The sequence below is a fragment of the Acinetobacter sp. 'aerobic (ED)' genome (genome assembly GCF_904886855.1).
In the GTDB taxonomy this organism is placed as follows: domain Bacteria; phylum Pseudomonadota; class Gammaproteobacteria; order Pseudomonadales; family Moraxellaceae; genus Acinetobacter; species Acinetobacter courvalinii.
Genome location: NZ_CAJHGI010000005.1, coordinates 242,602 through 266,042 on the forward strand (window position 1 = coordinate 242,602; position 23,441 = coordinate 266,042).

The window sequence follows — 23,441 nt, forward strand, 5'->3', positions numbered from 1 at the left end:
TGAGGAAATGACTCAACTGATCTGGGGTGCGGTTTCGGCTTGATCGCGTAAATAACGTAGGAACAGCACACATTTCTGGATACGCTTGCCGTCATTGCCGACTTTACTGACATTAAAGCGTAGCACCCAGTTTAAACGTTTGCCGACTTTGCAAATATCTTTATAGACTTGTGGTTCGGCCCGTAGGGCTTGGTAAAGTTGCTGGCTGGCCTGTTCAAGCTGTTCAAACTCAAAATGATAGGCGGTGGAAAAAATAAATAATAACCAGTCACGTACAAAGCAGTCATGCAGGCTGAGTACATCTTTCGGATCGGTTTCAAAGTCAATAAAGGTAAACTGGTTCTGTTGATCAACCAGAATATTGCGCGCGAAAGCTTCGCTTAAATAACCTTGCTGCTGATGAATATGACTGATGGCTTGAATGGCCTGATCAAATAAGGCATATCTCGCTTCAGGATGATCTTTGAGGCTGCCCAGCTTCTGGTCGAGCTGACTGACAGGACTTTGACGTTGCGAGCCAACATCTTCCAATAAAATGCCTTTTTTTGAAACTGCCAACACATTCGGCGTCGAGATCCCTAGCGCTTTGAGTTGTTGAATGCGTTTGAACTCGCATTGAATGGCCTTCGCTCCGCCCTGATTCGGGACCGGGGTAATTGCACCTAGATTAAAGATCTTGGCCAGCCATTTCAGCGGCGTATAAAGCCATAGTCCATGGCGTTCAGAAGCCTTTTTTAACCATACTTTGCGTAAGCCTAATTCATAAGATTGAATAGAGTCTTGTTGGGAAGCAAGCGTAGATTCTAAAAATATTTGAAAATCCGACATACGACAGCAAAAAAATCCTAATGTGAGCAAAATTCAGTGCCCGCTCAATGGACACTGCTTGTCACTTTACCACATCAGATGCCAATAAAGGTACTGCATCGCGTTTTGCTGCGCGTTGATGATACTTATAAGTAAATGTATAACATACTAAATTAATTACAACACAGACCCATGCTGTCCACAGGTTATGACTGAGGAAGTGGGCACCACGCATCATCTGTGCCCAGCCCATGGCGAATCCAATCAGCGTTCCCGCAAACAGATAGAACCATGCTCTGCGCTTGTGATCGAGGCGATAGACAAAATAACCGGTGATCAAGGCAAAGCCTGTACTGGCATGTCCACCTGGGAAACAATGTCCGGCAGTTGCGGAGAAATCCCAGACAAAACCTGTTACGGTTTCATGGGTCATATACCACGGGCAGGCCTGGGCAGAGTGCGCTTTGAGCAAGCCTACGATGCAGGTACACAAAATACTGACCCAAAACATATAGCCATATTGCCAGCGTTGAGCTTTCAGTTTTTCAACTTTAAATGAAGCACACCACAGCAAAAAGAAGATCACGTAGATGGCAGTTAAAAGCTGTTTAACGTAACTATGGTTAAGTTGTTCCAGAAACCAGTCATGCTTATAAGGAAAATCACCATGTAAGCTGACCCAAGGCGCAATCAGATGTAAGTCAATTGCTCCGCCTACAGGAAACACCAACAGTAAAATAAAAAAACTGATAAAAACTAAAAAGCTCGTCCATAAGAAAAAAGGCGTTCTTAAAATCATGGAACATACTGTTAATGTGAGATAAACATCTCACTATTTAATTCCTAAAAGCTTAATCTGCTCTTAAATTTATATAAAAAAATGTTGGCTGAACGCTTGCTTGGAAAAGCTTAAAGATTTTATAAATCTGGAGGGCAAGTTTGAGCATTTTATCAAATAACGCTCGAGCTTTATTCGATAAAAAGCAGCCATTTAGGCTGCTTTATTTGTTGCATATCGTTTAGGTTAGTGCAAAATTTTATCGAGGAACTGCTGCGCGCGTTCGCCACGTGACGTACCAAAGAATTCATCTTTGGAGCAGTCTTCAACAATTTTACCCTGATCCATAAAGATAATCCGGTTAGCCACCTGACGGGCAAAGCCCATTTCATGGGTCACACACATCATGGTCATGCCTTCTTTGGCCAGCCCGACCATGACATCCAGTACTTCGTTGATCATTTCCGGATCAAGTGCAGAAGTCGGTTCATCAAACAGCATGGCAATCGGGTCCATGCTCAGCGCACGTGCAATCGCCACCCGTTGCTGTTGCCCGCCTGAAAGCTGGGCCGGATATTTATTGGCATGGGCACTGAGTCCAACACGGTCCAGATAAGCCAGTCCTTTTTTATTGGCTTCTGCTTCTGAACGTCCCAAGACCTTGATCTGGGCTATGGTCAGGTTTTCAGTAATGCTCAGATGTGGAAACAGTTCAAAATGCTGAAATACCATACCGACCCGGCTACGCAGTTTGGTCATATCGGTTTTGGGTTCGTGCACGGGTACGCCATCGACAAAGATTTTACCCTGTTGAAAGGGTTCCAGCCCATTGACGGTTTTGATCAAGGTGGACTTGCCTGAACCTGAAGGACCGCACACCACCACCACTTCACCTTGACGGATCTGGGTGCTGCAATCGGTCAGGACCTGAAACTGGTCGTACCATTTACTGACATTTTGGAGGTCTATCATTACTTTATTGTCGCTCATACCCGTAACCTCCTTTGTAAATGTTTAACTGCGAATGTGGCAATGGCGCTGATGGTAAAGTACACAAGTCCTGCAAATAGAATATATTGGGTAAGCAAGGACATTAAATCTCCACGAACATAAGTTGTTCTGAAAAAGTCGAGCAGACCAATGGCATACACCATGGTGGAATCCTGAAACAGGATAATGGTTTGCTGAAGCAATAACGGCATCATTTTTCTAAAGGCCTGTGGCAGGATAATCAGGCGCATCGACTGCCCATAACTCATGCCCAACGCGGATGCCGCGGCAGCTTGTCCTTTTGGAATCGACTGGATACCGGCACGGACAATTTCAGAAAAATAAGCGGCTTCAAACAGCATAAATGCCACGATACTGGAAACCAGTGCGGTATCAATGGTCAGATACTGGCCTGTTGCTGCGGTATAGATAAAGGGAACGGCAAAATAAAACCACATCAGCACCAGCAGCAGGGGAATGGAACGGAACAGGTTGACATAAGCCTGTGCAACCACATTCAGAATCCTGATGGATGACAGACGCATTAATGCCAGCAGCGTACCAATGGCAATACCGCCAATGGTGGCGATGACCACGACTTTTAAGGTAATGCTGAAACCATGCCAGAGAGCCGGTCCGGACTGCTGTAAATCACTGAGAAAAGAAGTGAACCATTCCATGCTACTTACCTCCTGATATTAAACCAGGAATGCGTAAACGCTTTTCCAGCAGGTTCATGGCAAAGATAAGACAGATATTGATGACAATAAAAATCACGGTGACATAGGTGTAGATTTCGATGGTATTCTGGGTGTATTCACTGATGGTTTTCATCTGCGAAATAATTTCTGCCACACCCACCAAAGACGCAACCGAGGTATTTTTCACGCAGTTGGTCAGCTCGGAACTCAACGGCGGTAAAATAGTACGAAAAGATTGTGGCAGAATGACATAGCGGTACAGTTGCAGAGTCGAAAATCCCATGGCATAACCGGCATTAATTTGCCCTTTGGGCAGGGCTTCAATACCAGTGCGCACCTGTTCACAGACACGTGCTGCGGTAAACAGTCCAAGACCGATACTGGCCGAAATCAGGGCAGTGGTATTGGCACCCAGATCATTCATCCACCAGTTTTTAATCGGTGCAGGCAGAAAGTTGGGAACCACATAAAACCAGATAAACAACTGAACCAGTAAAGGGATATTCCTGAACACGGTGACATAGGCCGTACCGATGGCCCTGGCGGTTTTATTTGGAAGTGTGCGCATAATTCCGAGGATACTGCCTAGCAGCATGGCGATGCTCCATGCCACAACAGCAATCACGATCAGCCATCCTAGGCCGGTGATAATCCAGTTCAGGTAGGTGGTGTCTCCAATACCTGTCGATTGCCACAATACTCCCCAGTTCCAGCTATAATTCATAATAACTCCTGAGAAGAAACGGGAGAACATCCTCTGTTTCCCGGTTCTGCAATAATAGTCTTGTTATCGCGGGGAATTACTTATCCCGGTCATGTGGATTGGCAATCAAGGCTTTGAGCTGATCAGACATCGCAAAGTCCAGGTTAATATTTTTTGGTGGAATTGGTTGCTGGAACCATTTTTTATACATGTTATTGATTTCACCAGAAGCATAAGTGGCTTTAATGGCATCATCAACCACCTGTTTAAAGCCTGTATCACCTTTACGCAGCATACAGCCATAGATTTCATGAATTGGCGCAGTGCCGACGATTTCCCATTGATTTGGGTCTTTGGCTTTGGATTTTTCACCCGCCAGTAAAATATCATCCATCATGAATGCGACAGCACGACCATTTTGCAGCATCAGGAATGATTCGGCATGGTCTTTGGCAGAAATGATTTCGCCAATGCCCAGTTCTTGCTGGTGCTGGCGGATATAACGTTCAGAGGTCGTGCCTGCTGTGGTGACCAGTTTCTTGCCTTTTAAATCTGAAAAGTCCTTGATACCGGAGTTCTTGGCCGTGAGCAGTCTTGAACCCACTTCAAAGAAACCAACCGAGAAATCAACCTGTTGCTGACGCTCTTTATTGTTGGTGGTTGAACCACACTCCAGATCAACCGTCCCATTGGAGACCAGTGGAATACGATTCTGGCTGGTCACCAGGTTATAGCGGATTTTCAGGTCTGGCATATTCAGCTTTTGCTTGACTGCTTCAACTACCTTGAGTTGCAGGTCATGGGCATAACCGACTGGCTGATTCGGATTGGAAGCAATGTAGGAAAAGGGAATCGATGAGTCACGATAACCAAGTACAATCGTACCAGAGTTTTTAATTTTATTGAGTGTGCCCGAAGAAGAAGCACTACCATCCGCCGCTTTGTCACCGGCAGCAGGGGCCTTATTGTCGCTACAGGCACTGAGTCCCAACATCAGGGCGCTTGCACAAAGCAGCGAGGTCATGGTGCGTTTAGATGTCATCTACAAAACTCCTTTTGTATCATTCTGATGCATTCGTAATTGTTGCGGTTTAACCGTTCATTGTTATGAAAAATAATGTTTTCTTTCTAAACATAAAAAATACATTATTTTTCATCTTAATCAACTTGCATACGATTGCTCAAGCGATATTGTTTACCGTTTTGTTAATGGTAACTGTTGATGAATTAAGCAGTTTTTAAATGAATGAATTCTGATAAAAATGCAGGATATATAAAGCATAATTTATGCCATTCATGCCGTATGGATAGATGGCTTTATTCAGGCATTGCCGTTCTGGAAGTCTAGGCACAACGACCTAAAGAGACCGTATTTTAAGAAGAGATAAAAAAAGCGGCCTGATCAGCCGCGTTTAAATAAGATAAAAGTTAGAACATCGATTCTTCGGAGTTCGCTGAAATTTTATGGATGGACAGGTCGGCACCACGATACTCGTCTTCCTGGGAAAGACGCAGTCCAAGCGTGGCTTTTAACAGACCATAAACCAGGAAGCCGCCAGCCAGTGCAACAATAATACCCAGACTGGTACCAATGATTTGTGAAATAAGTGAAACGCCGCCAAGCCCGCCCAGTGCTTGTTGTCCAAAAATTCCTGCGGCAATCCCACCAAAGGCACCACATACGCCGTGTAAAGGCCAGACCCCCAGTACATCATCGACTTTCAGTTTGTTTTGGGTATAGGTAAACAGGTAAACAAACAGTGCACCGGCGATGCCACCAATTAGTAATGCACCAATAGGGTGCACAATATCTGAGCCTGCACAAATCGCGACCAGTCCCGCCAGCGGACCATTGTGTAAGAAGCCCGGGTCATTTTTACCCATAAAATTTGCGGCTAGGGTGCCACCGACCATCGCCATCAGTGAATTAATCGCGACCAGACCTGAAATGGCTTCAACCCGTTGAGCGCTCATCACGTTAAAGCCAAACCAGCCGACGATCAGGATCCATGAACCTAAGGCGAGGAATGGAATTGAAGACGGTGGATGTGCGCTGACACGTCCATCATTTTTATAGCGACCATGACGAGCACCCAGTAAAATTACGGCAGCCAAAGCGATCCAGCCACCCATGGCATGCACCACAACTGAACCGGCAAAGTCATGGAAACTTGCACCAAATGTGTTTTCTAGCCACTTTTGCAAGCCATAGTTGCCATTCCAGATCATGCCTTCAAAGAAGGGATAGATCAGCGCCACCAAAAGCAGGGTCGCAATCGCTTGCGAGCGCATCTTGGCACGTTCGGCAATCCCGCCTGAAATAATCGCCGGAATGGCTGCTGCAAAGGTCAGCAGGAAGAAACAGCGCATCAGGTTATAACCATGGTCTGAGGCTAAGGTGCTCCCTGCATGGAAAAAGTTCTGGCCATAGGCAATCCAGTAGCCGACAAAGAAGTAGGCAATCGCTGAAATGGCGAAGTCGGTCAGGATTTTACTTAAGGCATTCACCTGATTTTTATGCCGTACTGTGCCGAGTTCCAGAAATGCAAAGCCAGCATGCATTGCCAATACCAGTACTGCACCGAGCAGTAAGAAAAATAGATCTACGTTTTGCATAGTGGTGCTCAAAAAAAGTGCTAAATTCGATTCTGGCGCATAGCTTTGATTCATTTTTTGCACCAAAAAGGATTTAGTAAATCTAAAAACTCAGGCTGTAGGGGAACAGCCCAATTTAATGAAATAAATAATGCAAAAAGTGCACCAATTTAGAAATTAATTTGTAATTTTGGTGAATAGTGGTGCAATTTGCTTAAAAATAGCACAGTTTATGCGGTGGTTTGAATGCAACATTACCCTGCAAATTTCATTTATTTTTTAGTTGATGAACAAACGCAAGCGAGCATACCACCGTCATGCTTTATCTTGAGCCGATAGACGATCATGCCTGACGATGGCGAGCCTGCGTATTTACAGCACAGGTGGGGTATAGCTTAAAGTTCTGCCTAAAATCCAGAGTAAAAACAGCACCAAAGGTAGATGGACAACCAGTTGGGTGACGGTAAAACCAATCACGTCTTTGGCTTTGAGTTTTAAAATCCCGAGCATGGGCAGCATAAAGAAGGGGTTGATCAGGTTGGGCAATGCTTCTGCTGCATTATAAATCTGTACCGACCAGCCGAGATGCACTTGCAGATCATTGGCGGCCTGCATCACATAGGGTGCTTCAATAATCCATTTCCCGCCGCCAGAGGGTACAAAGAAACCCAGTACCGCAGAGTAGATGCCCATCACAATGGCAAAGGTTTCTTTGGAGGCAATCGAGACAAAGAATTCGGCAATATAGTGGGATAGGGAAAGGTCTTCGCTATTTAAGGCTTGCGTCATAATAAAGGCAATACTGCCATAGAGCGGGAACTGGATCAGAATCCCTGAGACCGCAGGCACCGCCTGACTGACGGCATTTAGAAAATTACGCGGGGTACGGTGTAAGGCCAGACCTAACATTAAAAACACAAAGTTATAGGTATTCAGACTGGAAATGGCAATGATGGGATTGGTTTTGGAAAACTCGATAAACATCCAGATCAAGCCTAATGCCACCACAACTATGGTCAACAGTGGTGAGTTTTCCAGCCAATCGCCTGGTCGGGTCGATTTAACTTCAGTCTTTTCCTCTTCTTCAAAATCCAGCTCAAAATCCTGCATGGTTTTGACATTGTCGCCCTTAGGCGCAGACCAATAGGCAATCGCAATCGAGACAATTACCAATATTAGAGTCATCAGCATCGATTGCCACAGGAAGATGGTTTCAGTAAATGGAATCACACCGGTTAGGTTATAGATCGACTCAGGCAGACTGGCTTTATTGGCCTGTAATTGTGCTGCAGACGAACTGATGCCCAGCGCCCAGGTCGCACCCATGCCAATAATGGCGGCAGCTGCAGCAGCGCGATAGTCCATATGCAGTTCTTTACGCTTGGCCAGTGCAATCACCAGTAAGGCGGTTAAAATGGTACTGACCGCCCAATTGACCAGTGAAATAAGCAGACTTGTGGTGGCAACCAAGACAATGGCACTACGTCCCGAATGCGGAATACGCGCCATCATCTGAATCAGTTTTTTCACAGGCGCAGACACAGAAACCACGTAACCGACGATAATCAGCATGGTCATTTGCAGGGTAAAGGGAATTAAGCTCCAGAAACCGTTACCGAACGAACTGGCAACATCCTGTACCGGGGCACCGATACAGATTGCAGCGAATGAAACAATGATGACACCGAGTAAGGCAAAGATATAAGAGTCTGGAAACCATTTTTCCGACCAGTTACTGATCCGTAATGCGAAACGCTCCAACAGCGCAGGTTGTTTATTCATCTTAAGCATCCATCTTTGATTGTTATAAAGTTCATTTGTCCTAAATGAATTTTTTGTTGCCTAAAACGGCTAAAAGTGATGCTCGGAAAGCATCACTTCAATAAGGGAAATAAAAGGAAGTAATCAGTTAAGCTTGGGCTTCAATCAACAGCTCCACACCCGTGGCCTCCCGGATTTGCTGTTCAGTCACATCAGGGGCTAACTCGACCAGTTTGATGCCTTCAGCAACCACATCCAGTACGCCCAGATCGGTAATGATGCGATGCACCACTTTTTGTCCTGTGAGCGGTAAGCTGCACTGTTTGACGATTTTGGCTGTTCCATCTTTGGCATTGTGTTCCATCAACACCACCACGCGTTGTACGCCGGCAACCAGATCCATGGCACCGCCCATCCCTTTGACCTTTTTGCCCGGAATCATCCAGTTGGCGAGGTCGCCTTGTTCAGAGACCTCCATGGCACCCAGAATGGCGATATTGACGTGACCACCACGAATCATGGCGAAGGATTCACTGCTTGAGAAAAAGGCCGCACCTGCACGTGCAGTGACGGTCTGTTTACCTGCATTGATTAAATCGGGATCGAGTTGTTGTTCGGTTGGAAATTCGCCAATGCCGAGTAGACCATTTTCCGATTGCAGCCACACATCCATATCCTCTGGAATGTAGTTGGCAACCAGTGTTGGAAGACCAATACCGAGATTGACGTAGAAACCATCCTGTAATTCTTTTGCGGCACGTTGTGCCATTTGTTCACGTGTCCATGCCATGATTATGCGTCCTGTGCTTTTAGGGTTTTTTGTTCGATACGTTTTTCAGGTGTGGCGTTCAGTACCACACGATTGACGTAAATGCCCGCTAAATGGATTTCATCTGGATCAAGTTCGCCAATCTCAACGATCTGTTCAACTTCGGCAATGGTAATTTTTCCAGCCATGGCACATTCAGGATTGAAGTTTTGCGCGGTTTTACGGAATACCAGATTGCCGGCTTTATCCGCTTTATAGGCTTTGACCAGTGCCACATCTGCGGTCAGTGACGGTTCAAGGATATAGGTGCGACCATTAAATTCACGTTGTTCCTTACCTTCAGCCACCAAGGTACCTGCACCTGTTGCGGTATAAAAGGCAGGAATGCCTGCGCCACCAGCACGTAGTTTTTCGGCGAGTGTGCCTTGAGGTGTGAGTTCAACCTCAAGTTCGCCGTTTAGATATTGGCGTTCAAATTCTTTATTTTCGCCTACATAAGACGAGATCATTTTTTTAATTTGTCGGGTCTTGAGCAACACACCCAAGCCAAAATCATCAATACCTGCATTATTGGAAATACAGGTCAGGCCGGTTACACCTGTGTCTTTCAGCGCCTGAATTAAGGCTTCAGGAATACCACATAGGCCAAAACCGCCCACTGCAAAGGTCTGCTGATCTTGCACCACATCTTGTAGGGCCAGTGCTGCGGTTGAATAGACTTTATTCATTTTTTTCACCTGTAAATTCCTTGGTTTCTATTAGTTTTAGCACTCAGGGATTATTTACAGAAGTTTAAATTTCTAAAGGATTAATGAGGGAAACTCATTAATACCAGAAAAATCATCGATTTCACTCAAAAAGGTGCTATGACGGGCGGGTTGGTCTTGGTGTAGTAACTGAAGGGGCTTAGCCAAAATCATGTTGTAGCAGGATCTCGATAAACTCGGCTGAAATATTGGAAAGCTCAAAGTCTTTTTTATAGACGATGCCAATCGCCTGCGGCAGTTTACCGTCCTCAATCTCAATCAGCACGTTATGTTCCTTGTCGATAAAATTCTGAAAATGGCGGGGAATGGCACTAACGCCCATATCCAGTGCCACAAAGCTGGAGAGGGAACTGATCTGATGACATTCAACTTTTAAATCTAAAGTCAGATGATTTTTAAGACAGTTTTCTTCAATCAGGTGCCGAACAATGGAGGGATGCTGCAAGGTCACAAAGGGATTGGCGCACAGCTGTTTCCAACTGATCGAATCTGCACTTGCCAGTGGATGCGTCTTGGGCAACAGCGCCAGAAAATCTTCCTCAAATAAGGACTTAAATTCCAGTTGATCATGGCGTGGCGGTTCAAAGCAAATCCCAATTTCAAAAATACCATCCTGAACATTTTCCAGTACTTTCTCATTGGGAATATCATGAATGGAAAAGCTGATATTGGGATGCTTGGCTAAGAAGCTATGAATCACTTGCGGCAAAATCGCATGGGTGACAAAGGGCATCGAGGCAATATTCAGGGTGCCGCGATTGAGTTTAAAACGTTGTTTAACATCCTTTTCCATATCCTCCCAGTTGGCCAGTAATTTCTTGGCATAGGGAATCAGTGATTTTCCTTCCTGTGTCAGCTCGACCCGACGGGTATTGCGCTTAAACAGCTTGCCGCCGAGTTCTTCTTCCAGTGATTTGATACTTAAACTTAACGCAGACTGACTGAGATGCAGTTCAGCAGAGGCATTTGCATAATTCAGGGTACGCGTCAGCGCAAGAAATGCCTTGAGTTGCTTAAGTGTCATGTTCAGTCGCCTGTTCGGAAAGTTTTGATTTATATGGTGTAATTTATAAAAAAAACAGCGCATTGTGACTGGCATTTTTGTTAATTCGCTGGCGCAAGGCAAGCCGTTTGTTTTTAACTCAAGGACAAATGATTATTCACTTACTTTATCTCAATATCGAAAAATGGATTTTAAAAAGAATCAGCTAAATATACTTTAAATGTATTAATGAGTATTTTTTAATAGTTAATTTGTTTTATTAATCAATTAAATTATTTGCTGTTAATTTATGTAGTATATTGATTTTTAATAAAAATTAAAATGATGTATTTTGTTTTAATCGTCTTGTTTTTTATGGTTTTAATGATATTTTAAAATACGTTTGAGCATGTATCTTTGTTTTTTAAATGCTGTATTGCCATCGGCAGTTTCTTGATTTTATTTATGGTTAGGATAACCACCACACAGTATAAAAAAAATAATCTGGTTGACCCTGACATATATTCTTTGGAATGGAGTAAAAGAATATGTGGGACTTATTTGTCATTCTGCTGTCTTTAGGCTTGCTGATGTACACGGCCTATCGTGGCTTTTCCGTCATTCTCATGGCGCCGTTATGCGCCTTGCTGGCAGTCTTTCTGATTAACCCCGCCAATGTGTTGCCGTTTTATTCGGGCGTTTTCATGCCAAAGATGGTCAATTTCATTAAAGACTATTTTCTGGTGTTTTTACTGGGTGCAATCTTTGGCAAAGTGGTAGAAATGTCGGGCATTGCCGAGTCGATTGCCCGCACCATTGTCAACTGGATTGGCGCAAAGAAAGCCATTTTAACCGTGGTTTTACTCGGTGCCATTCTGACCTATAGCGGTGTTAGCTTATTTGTGGCGGTGTTTGCAATTTATCCATTTGCAAATCAGCTGTTCCAACAAGCCAATATTCCAAAACGACTGATTCCCGGCACCATTGCCTTAGGTGCATTTACATTCACCATGGATGCCTTACCAGGTACACCGCAAATTCAGAACGTGATTCCAACGACGTTCTTTGGCACCAATATCTATGCAGCGCCGTTTTTGGGTGTCATTGGGGCGATCTTCGTCTTGAGCATGGGGCTGCTGTATCTGGAGTCACGTCGTAAAGCTGCAGCACGAGCAGGTGAAGGCTATGCAGGTTTTGCTGCTGAAGGTACCGTCACGCAAACGACTGCTGATATCGAGCTATCTAATCAAAACAACGGTTCAGTGCTGCGTCAATGTCTGGCCTTTGTGCCGTTAATTCTGGTTGCAGTGATGAACCGTTATCTATCCACAGCCATCAAAGAATGGTATCCGAATGGCTTTGATTTTAATGCCATTGGTTTAGCCAACTACACGGTTGATGTGGCAAAAACAGGAGCAATCTGGGCAGTCGGTTTGGCCTTGATTGTCGGGATCATTGCGGCAATTTTATTTGATTATCAGCGCGTGGTGACCAACTTTAAAGAAGGGGTGAATGCCAGTATCAGTGGTTCATTGCTGGCGGTGATGAATACTGCGTCAGAATATGGTTTCGGTGCGATTATTGCGGCGTTGCCGGGCTTTGCTTTAATCAGCCATGCACTCGGTACCACCTTTACCAATCCTTTGGTCAATGGAGCTGTGACCACGACCGTGTTGGCAGGGATTACCGGTTCAGCCTCGGGCGGGATGAGTATTGCCCTGAGCGCGATGGCAGAAACCTATAACGCTGCCATTGTCGCTGCGGGCATTCCACCGGAAGTGATGCATCGTGTGGTGGCGATGGCCTCGGGCGGTATGGACACACTCCCACATAATGGCGCGGTAATTACCTTGCTTGCGGTCACAGGCTTAACTCATAAGCAATCCTATAAAGATATTTTCGCAGTGACGATTATTAAAACCTTGGCGGTATTTGTGGTGATTGCTGCATTTACATGGTTTGGGATCGTCTAAGACATATTTTAATTTGAGCTTGCCCATAATAAGGGCGAGCAATCCAGATAAACAAAAACAGGAGTAGCACCGTGACTCAACAACTTGAAGCCAAAGTGGCCTTTATTACCGGTTCAGCCAGTGGCATTGGTCTGGAAATTGCGAAAAAATTTGCGCAGGAAGGCGCCAAAGTGGTGATTTCTGATGTCAATGCCGAGAAATGCCAGCTAGCAGTAGAGCAGTTAAAACAGCAAGGATTTGAAGCCTTGTCTGCGCCTTGTGATGTAACTGATGAACAGGCTTATAAAGCCGCGATTGATTTGACTACACAAACCTTTGGGCGTCTGGATATCCTGATCAATAATGCCGGTTTTCAGCATGTTGCAGCGATTGAAGATTTCTCAACCGAGATTTACCAGAAACTGGTCCAAGTGATGCTGACAGGTTCATTTATCGGGATTAAACATGCATTTCCGATTATGAAAGCACAACAATATGGCCGGATTATCAATATGTCTTCGATCAATGGTCTGATTGGTTTTGCAGGTAAGGCGGGGTATAACAGCGCCAAGCATGGGGTAATTGGTTTGACTAAAGTGGCAGCTCTGGAATGTGCGCGTGACGGGATTACCGTGAATGCACTCTGCCCAGGCTATGTGGATACACCGTTGGTGCGTGGGCAAATTGCCGATTTGGCCAAAACCCGTAATGTGAGTCTGGAAAGTGCTCTGGAAGATGTGATTTTAGCCATGGTGCCGCAAAAGCGTTTACTCAGTGTTGAGGAAATTGCCGATTATGCGATTTTCCTTGCCAGCAGCAAAGGTGCAGGGATTACGGGGCAGGCGGTGGTAATGGATGGGGGTTATACCGCACAGTAATCCGTTTACGTGATTAAAAAAGCCGCTCAATTGGGCGGCTCTTTTATGAAATGACAGTGATGCGTTAGCACAGCGCAATTCGTTTAATTTTTTCATCTGTTACAATGAATCAGCCTTTAATTCTAATACGACTTCATATGAACAATAAATTTGTCAGTTTTTGCTTTTTATCAGTCTGTTTAACTCAAATAAACCAAGCCCAAGCAACGCCATTCAAGACGTATCAATCTGAGCCATTGCATTGTGGCGAAGCAACTTTTCAAGTGATTTCATCCTGTTATGATCCCGATGAAGGCGCATTGAGAGGAAGTGGCGGCGTCATGCGTGAATCTTGTCAATCCAGTCATTTGCTGGTGAACTGGAAAGGACAGCAAAAGCGCATTGATTTTCCAATCGCAACAGCAGCGCAAATGCAGCAATTAAAAAACAAAGGCTACCGGTTGCAAAAAGTGATTCGCCAAGGGGATTGGTCCCCACAAAGTTTGGCCTGTGGACAGGTCAAAGGCATTGATGGGTATTTTGTGGTGGTCAATCAAGCAACCACCAATGATTTGAATCAAGAGTACTTGGGCAAAGGATCGTTGAGTGAAGAACCTGTGTTACTAAATCTGAATGGCACGATGACCAGTGATGCACTGAGACAAAAAATTTATCCCTTGCTGAAACAGGATAAAGTTAAAATCACCAAAGTCGTTTCAGCCAATGCCTTATTTGGCGATGAGTAAAGCTTCGTTCAGCGACTGGTTTATCCAAGCAGGATATTGAGAATGTTGGCTGACTTTGTCGGCTGATTATTGCTACACTTTTTTATTTTTAGGCGGATGCGTGATGTCTTTTGATCTTAAAGTCAGTTTAAAACCAAGGGCTGAACCTTCTGCACAGCAGAAAAAGCTGAATCGCCTGATTGATCAAATAGAACAGCAAAAAATCAGCCTTGCCATGTGGCAAAATGCCCAAGCCGAGATTCAGCAGCACACACGGCAAAAGCTGATGCCTGTGTATAGCGAGCTGCATGACATCCTGTTTCAGCAGTTAGATCAACTTTGGACACTCTTACAGCAGCATGAGTTTTCCAAAGCGGATATGCAGCAACTGGATGAAAAAATTGCCCAGCTTGCCCAACTGTTAAAGTGTTCCAAGATATTGAACGATGAACAGTTAAAACTGGTTAAGCAGATCGATACCTTTTATCAGCAACATGCCCAGCAATTGGCTAAAAAAACTAAAAAAGTACAGCCAATAAGGTATGAACAGGATGAAAGTTATGAACAAAATGCAGAATTAGAACAAGATGATTTTGAGCAGTATGCGGCTGAACAGCAACAGGCTAGGGAACAGGCCAAACTACTTCGACAGCAACAGAAACGTGAACAAGCTGAGCAAATGGCAGCGCAATCGCTGAAAACGGTGTACTTAAAAATTGCCGCGATGATTCATCCTGACCGTGAGCAAGACGAGTCCAAAAAAGAAGAAAAAACTGAGTTGTTTCAGCAGGCCAGTCAGGCCTATGAGCAGCAGGATTTGTTTTATTTATTGAAGCTTCAATTACAACTGGAACAGAATAAAGGTGTAGGCGCTAAAGAGTTATCGGCAGAGCAAGTGAAGTTTTATAAACTGGCTTTGGATGCACAGAGTCAGCAGCTTGAAAGTCAAATTGAAGAGATTCTGGATTCTTTTCAGTTGGGGAAAAAAGTCAAAGCTGAGCATGTGCATATTAGTGATGTGTATAAGGCGATAGATGTGGATTGTGCTGAGTTAAAGCAGCAGTTGAAGTGGGAAAAAGAGCGTTTAAAGTATATGAAGAAGGTGAGTGGGGTGGAAATGTTGTTGGGGCATGGGGTTTTGTAACTTCTCCCTAATCCTCTCCTATAAGGAGAGGGAATGTAAAACCAAATCATGGAATTAATATCAGTAGTTTTGAAGAGACTGATCAGAGAATAATCTAAATCAATCAAATTCTATCTAGTAATGGTATAACTACGTTCTGTTTTAGACTTAATATATTCCTGTGCTTCCCGTAATTTATTCTCTAGTAATATAAAAGCATGATCTAGTAGTTTATCCGATAAAATGATTTGCTTAAGTTGCAAGGTAAGTTGTTCATTGACTTTGAAATTAGAAAGACTTTTTTCTTTAGTCGAGTAAACTTTTAATGACGATGTGTTGTCTGTCTTGTATATAAGATAGATGAATATATGTTGCATTATAGTAGTATTGATATAACCAAATTCATTTTCGTATTCAAAGTCAAGTAATAAAGTAACAGTACAGTCACCTTCATCATTATCTACTACAAAAATACTTTGTAAAAATGCTTGAATACCTTTTTCTACATATTTTGTTTCTTTAAAGAAATTACTAATTGATGGTACAACTAAATATTTATAGTAATTTAATTTATCTATTTCACTTAAAAATCTTAGCTCGACTTCAAATTTATTGTGATTTTCATAGTTAAACATGTCTGTATAAAATTTTTCTAGTAAAGATATATCAAAGCTTTTTAATAAATTGGCCACAAAAAACTCTTGGATACTTTTATGAATAAAGCTATATTCATTTCCATCTCTTAAAATTAAACATATATTTTTTGTTAATTCAGAGATAATATTGTTACTATCAAATTTTAAATCTAATATTTTGCATGCTTCTTCAAGTCCTTCTGAAAAGTATTGTTTATCAAATGAGACTCTATTGCCATTATTTTTAGAAAAAAAACAAAATTCTTGAAAAATTTCCTCTAACTGTGATTGAGTAGCATCAACGAATCTTGCTCTTTCAAAAGGTAATTTAAGATAATCATGCCTGTTCATTAATACATCGAAAATATCACGATAAAACTCTGATACTGATAACGCTATCTGTAACTTAGTTTGATATGTCATTACAAACAAAGTGAGCATTAATGGAGTTCTTAGTAGATCTTTTAGACCTACATCACTTTCTCCAATTTTTTGTACTAACTGTTTTGAGATTTCCAAATCATTTGTTAGTTTTTGGATAAAACCAATTTGATCTTGCTCATCATATGGATTTAGTGTTAAAGATAAGAAAAATGAACTATTTTGTAAGGAGTTGTATGGTCTACTAGAACAAATTATTTTCATATTAGGGAATTTTATTGACCATTGTTCTAATTTAAGAATAACACTAGGAATTAGGTCCTTATTTAACTCATCAAATCCATCAAGGAAAAGAGATATTTTCCCACTTTCAGCTAATGCATCGAAGTTTGAATTAGTAATATTTACTTCCAGAATATCACTTAGATAAGTACAAAGGCAATCTGTTAGACTTTCAGTTTTTTGTATACTTCTTAGTTCTAAAAAAATAGGTAAAGATTTTTTGTGAAATAACTCATTAATTGTTAGATGTCTCATAAGCATGGATTTACCATGCCCAACAGTACCCTCTATAATTAAATTTTCTTTAATATTTAAGTCACGGATAGTATTAAAAGTTTGTATGCTCCCATCTGGTAAGTTAACTTTTGTAGGATAATAGAACTCTGAGATATGTTGAGGTTTTTTGCTATCATAAATGGTTTTAATTATTAGGGTTTTATTGATCTTAAAAAATATTTTTTCAGATGAACTTTCTATGTTCATTTTTGCAAGAAAAGTTCTTCCAGTAATTTTTGTGAAATTATATATATCTTTACAAATCTCAGTAATTAATGGACGAAGAACTAATGCTCCATATGCCATTGTGAGTGGTTCTGTCATGTTGAAATCCTTGTGATTTTTATAAAATGAAATTCTAATTTAAATAAATATAAAAATCCCCTCATTCGAGGGGATTTTTTGAATCAAACTACTGCTTAAAGCGCAGCAATCTGCTCCATACTTTGCTTAATTTTCGCTAACTGATCAGCAAATTCAGCCAATTTCACTTTTTCACCTTCAACAACCGCTGCTGGTGCTTTCGCTACGAAACCTTCATTCGAAAGTTTATTGGCAATTTGATCATGTTGCTTTTGAACTTTATCCAAGTCCTTCTGCAAACGACCCAATTCAGCTTTCGGATCAATCAAGCCTTTCATTGGTACAAATACCGATGCATGGCCTACAACACTTGAAGAAGAAAGCGGTGGTTCTTCGCCTGGTGCCAAGAAAGTAATGCTTTCAACTTTCGCCAATGCTTTAAATAACGCTTCGATACGCGTGATTTGCTCACGTTCAGCATCAGAAATGTTTTGCAGCAATACCGGCAATAAACGCGCATTACCCAAGCCCATTTCACCACGGATATTACGTACCGCACCAATCAGACCTTGTAACCACTGCATATCAGCTTCAGCTTGATCATTGATCTTGGCTTGATCAGGAACAGGGTATTGTGCAGTCATAATCGTAGCACCGCCTTTGCCTAACATTGGCGCAAGCGTTTGCCAGATTTCTTCAGTCAAATACGGCATCAACGGATGAGCTAAACGTAAAGACGCTTCCATCACAGCAAGTAATACACGGCGAACTTCGGCTTTACGCTCTTCAGATACATTGGCATCGTTCAGAACCGGTTTGGTTAACTCAACGTACCAGTCACAGTATTCATTCCAGATAAAGTCATAGATCGCTTGCGCAGCAAGGTCTAAACGATAGGTCGCGAATGCTTGGTGTACCGCAGCTTCAGCTTTTTGCAGACGGCTCATGATCCATTGTTCAGGCAGTTCCCAAAGATCAGGACGTGCTTCTTGACCAACAGTTTGTCCTTCAACATTCATCAATACGAAACGGGTTGCGTTCCAGATCTTGTTACAGAAGTTACGGTAGCCTTCAACACGTTTCATGTCGAACTTGATGTCACGACCGGTGTTGGCAAGCGCACAGAAAGTGAAACGAACCGCATCTGTACCGTAAGCCTGAATGCCTTCCGGGAATTCTTTACGCGTTGATTTCTCAATCTTCGCTGCCTGTTTCGGGTTCATCAAACCCGTCGTACGTTTTGCAACAAGGCTTTCAAGATCGATACCGTCAATCAGGTCGAGTGGGTCAAGTACGTTACCTTTAGACTTTGACATCTTCTGACCTTCACCATCACGGACCAGACCGTGAACGTAAACGGTCTTGAACGGGATCTGAGATGAACCGTCTTCATTTTTCATGAAATGCAGGGTCATCATGATCATACGTGCAACCCAGAAGAAGATGATGTCAAAACCTGTCACCAACACATCAGTCGGGTGGAAGGTTTTGAGGAAATCATTGGCTGCATCTTTCTCTGCATCACCGGTCCAACCTAAGGTCGAGAAGGTCCATAGGGCAGAGGAGAACCAGGTATCCAGTACATCTTCATCTTGGTTTAGAGCAGTATCCGCAGGGATGTTATTTTTGGCACGAACTTCAGCTTCGTCACGACCTACATATACATTGCCTTCAGCATCGTACCAGGCTGGAATACGGTGACCCCACCACAACTGACGTGAAATACACCAGTCCTGAATGTTGTTCATCCACGCCATATACATGTTGCTGTATTGTTCTGGAACAAACTTGATACGGCCATCTTTCACCGCTTCGATTGCAGGCTCTGCCAATGGCGCAATCTTCACATACCACTGGTCAGTCAATAGTGGCTCAATGATCACGCCAGAACGGTCACCGCGAGGTGGTTTCAAGGTATACGGTTGAATCTGCTCTAACCAGCCTTCAGCTTCAGCCTGTTCAACCAGTTTCTTACGCGCTTCAAAACGTTCTAAACCGATATAGTCCGCAGGGGCAGCAATGGTTTTAGAAATCTGCTCGCCGGCTTTGGCAATGTATTCAAACTCGGCCAGAACTTCTGCATTTTTATTGAAGATATTGATGATTGGCAATTCACAACGCTTACCTACTTCATAGTCATTGAAGTCGTGCGCAGGGGTGATTTTTACACAGCCGGTACCAAATTCTTTGTCGACATATTCGTCTTTAACGATTGGAACAGCACGGCCGGTAATTGGCAGGATAATGTTCTGGCCTACAAGATGTGCATAGCGTTCATCATCCAGTGCCACTGCAACAGCGGTATCACCCAATAAGGTTTCAGGACGTGTGGTTGCGACTACAATGTGATCTTTACCATCGTGGGTACGCAGTGACTTGTCTTCAAAGAAATATTTGAAGTGCCACAATGAACCTGCTTCTTCTTTATCTGACTCAACTTCGAGATCAGACAGTGCAGTTTGTAGTTTCGGGTCCCAGTTAACCAGACGCTTGCCACGATAGATCAAGCCATCTTCATGCAGTTTGACGAACACTTCTTTCACTGCATTGGATAGACCTTCGTCCATGGTGAAACGTTCGCGTGACCAGTCTACAGACGAGCCGAGACGACGGATCTGACGGGTAATGGTGCCGCCTGACTGTTCTTTCCATTCCCAGATTTTTTCAATGAACTTTTCACGGCCCAGATCATGACGGCTAATGTTTTGCGCACCCAGTTGACGCTCGACCACCATTTGCGTTGCAATACCTGCGTGGTCAGTCCCCGGTTGCCATAAGGTATTTTTACCCATCATACGATTATAACGGGTGAGGGCATCCATGATGGCATTGTTAAAGCCATGACCCATGTGCAAGCTACCGGTGACGTTCGGTGGTGGAATCATGATACAGAATGATTCACCTTGACCTGAAGGCTTGAAGTAACCTTGTTGTTCCCAGATTTGATACCACTTCTTTTCGATCTCGGTTGGATCGTAAGTGGTTGCAATATTTTGAGCAGATTGAGCGTCAGTCATAGTACAGAAGATTAAAATTGAATAAAAAATTGCATCTATTGTAGCAAAAAATCCTCGCTTCTGTAGGTCTTTCAGCATGCCATCGCCGATTCAATAGAGCCGCTCAAATAATGTCTGCATTCCGGTTTGTTGCAGTGACATGAGAGCACATCCTGTTTCTTGAGCGCAGATGACCTGATTGCAGGCAAGACGGGCTAAATCCTGATAAGGCACTTATAAACTTTGATTTTTTCTCATAAAACCGATGAAAGGCGTTGGATTTTTAAACAAATAAGAATAGATTTATGTGTAGTGCATCACATAACTCAAAAATATTGATGCGTAAAACAACAATATAAAAATGCGAAAACTAAAAAGGGATGATGCTCATGAGTTATTCAATTCTATTGAAGATTAATGAAGTTACGCATGGACAGTTTGAAACAATTCGCCAGCAATTGAATGCAGGGACGCCTGAAAGTCAGGCTCGTCTGCTGGGAGAGGTCTTGTCGGAAATCGCCTGTGATATCGTTGAGCAGGTCTTTTCAGTGTTATTGATCCAGAATCGCCAGCCGACCCAGTTAACGCAAAAATATACGGCTGAATCTGAAAAAATCATCCAGCAAATTATTGGCGCGGTACGTAAATATATGCCCTGGTCGATTTCATTTTTTGGTAATGAACGGCTATGTCCCTTTGCCAACTATTTTTCCGATATGATCAAATATCACGATGAGCAGGTCTATGTGTCTTATCCGATTGACCGACATTTGGTACAACAGGCACATGCCTTGGTGACCCGACTCAAGAATAATGAGATCAGTGATATGGTCGATGTGTTCCAGACCCTGATCCAGATTGTAGATCTGGGCGTAACCAACCTGATCCGTGAACCGAAAAAATGTCTTCACTTTAATACCGTGGTGGATAAAACCCTGAATGGGGTGATTAATATGACGGCTCATCTCAGTTATAAACGTTTGGAAAAAATGAGCGATCAGGTCGATAGCAATGCTGCAACTGATTGTGTGAACCATTTTTTAGCATTTATGCATGTCGATAGCGAATAGAGTGTGATAAATTCGGCGGATACAACGCCAAAAACGATAGAAAAATAGATTGGATAAAAAGGGCTTGTTCAACAAGCTCTTTTTTTTCAATCTAACAATTAGGGTTATTAGAATGAACACCGCCGTTTTTTTAAATATTCATGCGGATACTTATGCACGTTTTGCACATATTCGGACACAATTATTGCAAGGGAGTAAAGAAAGTCAGGCCAGTGCTTTAGGCAGTGTCTTGTCCGAGATGGCCTGTGAAGTCATGGAACAGGTTTTTATCGTTTTATTACAAGAAAATCAACAATATTCGCAAACAGGCGAATCCGAAAAAGTGATTCAGCAGATTCTGGACGCCATTCGTAAATATATGCCTTGGTCGATTTCATTTTTTGGTAATGACCGTTTAATTCCATTGGTTGAATATCTTTCCAAAACCTTACAGATCGAAGATGAAACGGTTTATATGACTTATCCGGTCAAGCAGCCGCTGGCCGAGCAGGTCAAGGCGTCTAGCCAGAAACTGGCCAATGGCGATCACAACGAAATTTCAAAGTCACTTAAATTACTCACCGAAGTCATTGATGCAGGGGTAGATCACCTGATTCGTGAGCCAAAAAAATGTTTAAAATTCAATTTTGTGGTGGATAAAACCTTAAATGGCGTGATTAACATGACCACGCATCTGGGCTATAAACGTCTGGAAAAATTAAGTACCCAGATTGATCAGCAACTGGCCGCAACCTATGTGGATTACTTCCTCAAATTCATGCGTCATTCAGCATAGGTAGGATATAAAAAATGGCAAAACTTAAAAGTCTTGAAAATAAAGTGGTCTGGATTACCGGTGCTTCATCGGGTCTAGGCAAAGCGCTGGCACGTGAATGTGCATTGCAAGGCGCACAGGTGGTTTTGACCTCACGCCGTTATGATGAGCTGGAAGCGGTACGGGTCGGGTTACTCAAGCCTGAACAGCATCTCTCGATTGCTGCCGATATTACCGACGAAGCGCAGATACGTCATGCGCATGAACAGGTGCTGGCAGCAAAGGGGCGGATTGACTGGTTGATCAATAATGCCGGTCTGAGCCAGCGTGCCTTGATTCAGGACACCACCATGCATACTGAACGGACCATTATGGAAGTCGATTATTTCTCGCAAGTGTTCTTTACCAAGACGGTATTGCCGACTTTCCTGAAACAAAAATCAGGCCGTGTGGTATTTGTCTCCAGTGTCGCAGGGCTACTTGGTACGCAATATCGTGCGACTTATTCAGCAGCCAAAGCTGCTATTCACATGTGGGCCAATAGCTTACGTGCTGAAGTTGCCAATGACGGTGTTGAAGTCTCGGTGGTTTTCCCCGGTTTTGTCAAAACCAATGTGTCTTTCAATGCCTTAAACGGTGAAGGTAAACCGCAAGGACATCAGGATGAAGCGATTGAAAATGGTCTGGATGCCGATGTATTTGCTGAACGGGTGGTGGAATCCTTGATGGCAGGGGACGAATACATTGTGGTAGGGGGTAAAAAAGAGCAGCTCGGTGTGCTGGTGTCGCGTTTATCGCCGGGTTTACTGTATAAAATGATCCGTAAAATGAAAGTGAAGTAAGTGCGAATATTATTTTAAAAGGAAATATAAGTGGAAGATAGTCAGGACTTATCTCCGACATCCTCAAGCCATCAAGTATCCATAACAGCGATCATCATTTATGTATTGCTGGCATTGCCTGCCAGTATTTCTGTTGGCGGAATCATAACTTATTTATTGGAGATATCGATCTCCAGTACTGAGATTAAGCAGTATGGGATGATATCAATACTGATATTAATTGCTTCTTTAGTTTTTTTATTCTCCTTGGTTATATTACTGGTTGTAGTTAAAAAAGCACCAAATATTTTACCTGCAATTATCTGGGTATTTGCTGGCTTAACTTTACTGTTGGGATTCTTTAACTGACTGATATCATTAGATATAAAGCCAGTCATAATACTTGAAGGATA

The 23,441-nt window shown here is 43.0% G+C and carries 21 protein-coding genes; 8 read left to right on the top strand and 13 right to left on the bottom strand.

Annotated elements, in window-relative coordinates; translation table 11 throughout:
• Positions 1-12: 12 nt before the first annotated feature.
• The 11 genes from JO943_RS12450 to JO943_RS12500 form a co-directional block, all read right to left on the bottom strand.
• Entirely contained in the window at positions 13-828 is an 816-nt protein-coding gene (locus tag JO943_RS12450) for a lipopolysaccharide kinase InaA family protein (protein ID WP_202740933.1), read from the bottom strand.
• A 61-nt stretch (positions 829-889) separates the two neighbouring features.
• Entirely contained in the window at positions 890-1,606 is a 717-nt protein-coding gene (locus tag JO943_RS12455) for a phosphatase PAP2 family protein (RefSeq protein ID WP_202740934.1), read from the bottom strand.
• Positions 1,607-1,831: 225 nt separating this feature from the next.
• A complete protein-coding gene (locus JO943_RS12460) occupies positions 1,832-2,557 on the bottom strand; it encodes an amino acid ABC transporter ATP-binding protein (RefSeq protein WP_202740970.1) in 726 nt (241 codons plus the stop codon).
• Between the two features lie 14 nt (positions 2,558-2,571).
• Complete coding sequence (locus JO943_RS12465; protein WP_202740935.1) at positions 2,572-3,255, bottom strand: ABC transporter permease subunit; 684 nt, start codon at positions 3,253-3,255, stop codon at positions 2,572-2,574.
• A gap of 1 nt (position 3,256) precedes the next feature.
• Positions 3,257-4,000, bottom strand: a complete 744-nt coding sequence (locus JO943_RS12470) for an amino acid ABC transporter permease (RefSeq protein WP_005227034.1) — start codon at positions 3,998-4,000, stop codon at positions 3,257-3,259.
• Positions 4,001-4,076: 76 nt separating this feature from the next.
• Positions 4,077-5,021 (bottom strand): transporter substrate-binding domain-containing protein, encoded by a 945-nt coding sequence (locus JO943_RS12475; protein WP_202740936.1) that lies wholly within the window; start codon positions 5,019-5,021, stop codon positions 4,077-4,079.
• 386 nt (positions 5,022-5,407) lie between these two features.
• Positions 5,408-6,595, bottom strand: coding sequence for an ammonium transporter (locus JO943_RS12480; protein WP_202740937.1), 1,188 nt, complete (start codon positions 6,593-6,595; stop codon positions 5,408-5,410).
• Between the two features lie 351 nt (positions 6,596-6,946).
• Positions 6,947-8,356: a short-chain fatty acid transporter gene (locus tag JO943_RS12485; protein WP_202740938.1), complete on the bottom strand. Its 1,410-nt coding sequence runs from the start codon at positions 8,354-8,356 to the stop codon at positions 6,947-6,949.
• Positions 8,357-8,483: 127 nt separating this feature from the next.
• A complete protein-coding gene (locus JO943_RS12490) occupies positions 8,484-9,125 on the bottom strand; it encodes a CoA transferase subunit B (protein ID WP_005288623.1) in 642 nt (213 codons plus the stop codon).
• A 2-nt stretch (positions 9,126-9,127) separates the two neighbouring features.
• Positions 9,128-9,832, bottom strand: coding sequence for a CoA transferase subunit A (locus tag JO943_RS12495; protein ID WP_005227039.1), 705 nt, complete (start codon positions 9,830-9,832; stop codon positions 9,128-9,130).
• A gap of 178 nt (positions 9,833-10,010) precedes the next feature.
• The gene (locus JO943_RS12500; RefSeq protein WP_005227040.1) at positions 10,011-10,895 is read right to left on the bottom strand and encodes a LysR family transcriptional regulator; all 885 of its coding nucleotides are present in this window, start codon (positions 10,893-10,895) and stop codon (positions 10,011-10,013) included.
• A 506-nt stretch (positions 10,896-11,401) separates the two neighbouring features.
• Between JO943_RS12500 and JO943_RS12505 the strand changes: the two genes are divergently transcribed.
• The 4 genes from JO943_RS12505 (at position 11,402) to JO943_RS12520 (ending at position 15,531) form a co-directional block, all read left to right on the top strand.
• Positions 11,402-12,826, top strand: coding sequence for a GntP family permease (locus JO943_RS12505; protein WP_005227041.1), 1,425 nt, complete (start codon positions 11,402-11,404; stop codon positions 12,824-12,826).
• A 71-nt stretch (positions 12,827-12,897) separates the two neighbouring features.
• Positions 12,898-13,683 carry a 3-hydroxybutyrate dehydrogenase gene (locus JO943_RS12510; protein ID WP_202740939.1) on the top strand — a complete coding sequence of 262 codons (786 nt, stop codon included), beginning with the start codon at positions 12,898-12,900 and terminating at the stop codon, positions 13,681-13,683.
• A gap of 137 nt (positions 13,684-13,820) precedes the next feature.
• Positions 13,821-14,408, top strand: a complete 588-nt coding sequence (locus JO943_RS12515; protein ID WP_202740940.1) for a hypothetical protein — start codon at positions 13,821-13,823, stop codon at positions 14,406-14,408.
• Positions 14,409-14,511: 103 nt separating this feature from the next.
• A complete protein-coding gene (locus JO943_RS12520; protein ID WP_202740941.1) occupies positions 14,512-15,531 on the top strand; it encodes a molecular chaperone DnaJ in 1,020 nt (339 codons plus the stop codon).
• 110 nt (positions 15,532-15,641) lie between these two features.
• On the opposite strand, the gene JO943_RS12525 is transcribed toward JO943_RS12520, so the two are convergent.
• Positions 15,642-17,408 (bottom strand): NACHT domain-containing protein, encoded by a 1,767-nt coding sequence (locus JO943_RS12525; RefSeq protein ID WP_202740942.1) that lies wholly within the window; start codon positions 17,406-17,408, stop codon positions 15,642-15,644.
• A gap of 95 nt (positions 17,409-17,503) precedes the next feature.
• The gene (locus JO943_RS12530) at positions 17,504-20,404 is read right to left on the bottom strand and encodes a valine--tRNA ligase (RefSeq protein WP_202740943.1); all 2,901 of its coding nucleotides are present in this window, start codon (positions 20,402-20,404) and stop codon (positions 17,504-17,506) included.
• A gap of 368 nt (positions 20,405-20,772) precedes the next feature.
• Between JO943_RS12530 and JO943_RS12535 the strand changes: the two genes are divergently transcribed.
• From JO943_RS12535 to JO943_RS12550, 4 genes are all read left to right on the top strand, one after another.
• Positions 20,773-21,453 carry a hypothetical protein gene (locus JO943_RS12535; protein ID WP_202740944.1) on the top strand — a complete coding sequence of 227 codons (681 nt, stop codon included), beginning with the start codon at positions 20,773-20,775 and terminating at the stop codon, positions 21,451-21,453.
• A gap of 112 nt (positions 21,454-21,565) precedes the next feature.
• Positions 21,566-22,228: a hypothetical protein gene (locus JO943_RS12540; RefSeq protein ID WP_005227049.1), complete on the top strand. Its 663-nt coding sequence runs from the start codon at positions 21,566-21,568 to the stop codon at positions 22,226-22,228.
• Positions 22,229-22,242: 14 nt separating this feature from the next.
• On the top strand, positions 22,243-23,049 hold the full coding sequence (locus tag JO943_RS12545) for an SDR family NAD(P)-dependent oxidoreductase (RefSeq protein ID WP_202740945.1): 807 nt from the start codon (positions 22,243-22,245) through the stop codon (positions 23,047-23,049).
• Positions 23,050-23,079: 30 nt separating this feature from the next.
• On the top strand, positions 23,080-23,397 hold the full coding sequence (locus JO943_RS12550) for a hypothetical protein (RefSeq protein ID WP_202740946.1): 318 nt from the start codon (positions 23,080-23,082) through the stop codon (positions 23,395-23,397).
• The last annotated feature ends 44 nt before the right edge of the window (positions 23,398-23,441 follow it).

Coding starts and splice junctions, on each gene's coding strand:
- JO943_RS12450 (WP_202740933.1), bottom strand. CDS start 828: ATGTCGGATTTTCAAATATTTTTAGAATCTACGCTTGCTTCCCAACAA.
- JO943_RS12455 (WP_202740934.1), bottom strand. CDS start 1,606: ATGATTTTAAGAACGCCTTTTTTCTTATGGACGAGCTTTTTAGTTTTT.
- JO943_RS12460 (WP_202740970.1), bottom strand. CDS start 2,557: ATGATAGACCTCCAAAATGTCAGTAAATGGTACGACCAGTTTCAGGTC.
- JO943_RS12465 (WP_202740935.1), bottom strand. CDS start 3,255: ATGGAATGGTTCACTTCTTTTCTCAGTGATTTACAGCAGTCCGGACCG.
- JO943_RS12470 (WP_005227034.1), bottom strand. CDS start 4,000: ATGAATTATAGCTGGAACTGGGGAGTATTGTGGCAATCGACAGGTATT.
- JO943_RS12475 (WP_202740936.1), bottom strand. CDS start 5,021: ATGACATCTAAACGCACCATGACCTCGCTGCTTTGTGCAAGCGCCCTG.
- JO943_RS12480 (WP_202740937.1), bottom strand. CDS start 6,595: ATGCAAAACGTAGATCTATTTTTCTTACTGCTCGGTGCAGTACTGGTA.
- JO943_RS12485 (WP_202740938.1), bottom strand. CDS start 8,356: ATGAATAAACAACCTGCGCTGTTGGAGCGTTTCGCATTACGGATCAGT.
- JO943_RS12490 (WP_005288623.1), bottom strand. CDS start 9,125: ATGGCATGGACACGTGAACAAATGGCACAACGTGCCGCAAAAGAATTA.
- JO943_RS12495 (WP_005227039.1), bottom strand. CDS start 9,832: ATGAATAAAGTCTATTCAACCGCAGCACTGGCCCTACAAGATGTGGTG.
- JO943_RS12500 (WP_005227040.1), bottom strand. CDS start 10,895: ATGACACTTAAGCAACTCAAGGCATTTCTTGCGCTGACGCGTACCCTG.
- JO943_RS12505 (WP_005227041.1), top strand. CDS start 11,402: ATGTGGGACTTATTTGTCATTCTGCTGTCTTTAGGCTTGCTGATGTAC.
- JO943_RS12515 (WP_202740940.1), top strand. CDS start 13,821: ATGAACAATAAATTTGTCAGTTTTTGCTTTTTATCAGTCTGTTTAACT.
- JO943_RS12520 (WP_202740941.1), top strand. CDS start 14,512: ATGTCTTTTGATCTTAAAGTCAGTTTAAAACCAAGGGCTGAACCTTCT.
- JO943_RS12525 (WP_202740942.1), bottom strand. CDS start 17,408: ATGACAGAACCACTCACAATGGCATATGGAGCATTAGTTCTTCGTCCA.
- JO943_RS12530 (WP_202740943.1), bottom strand. CDS start 20,404: ATGACTGACGCTCAATCTGCTCAAAATATTGCAACCACTTACGATCCA.
- JO943_RS12535 (WP_202740944.1), top strand. CDS start 20,773: ATGAGTTATTCAATTCTATTGAAGATTAATGAAGTTACGCATGGACAG.
- JO943_RS12540 (WP_005227049.1), top strand. CDS start 21,566: ATGAACACCGCCGTTTTTTTAAATATTCATGCGGATACTTATGCACGT.
- JO943_RS12545 (WP_202740945.1), top strand. CDS start 22,243: ATGGCAAAACTTAAAAGTCTTGAAAATAAAGTGGTCTGGATTACCGGT.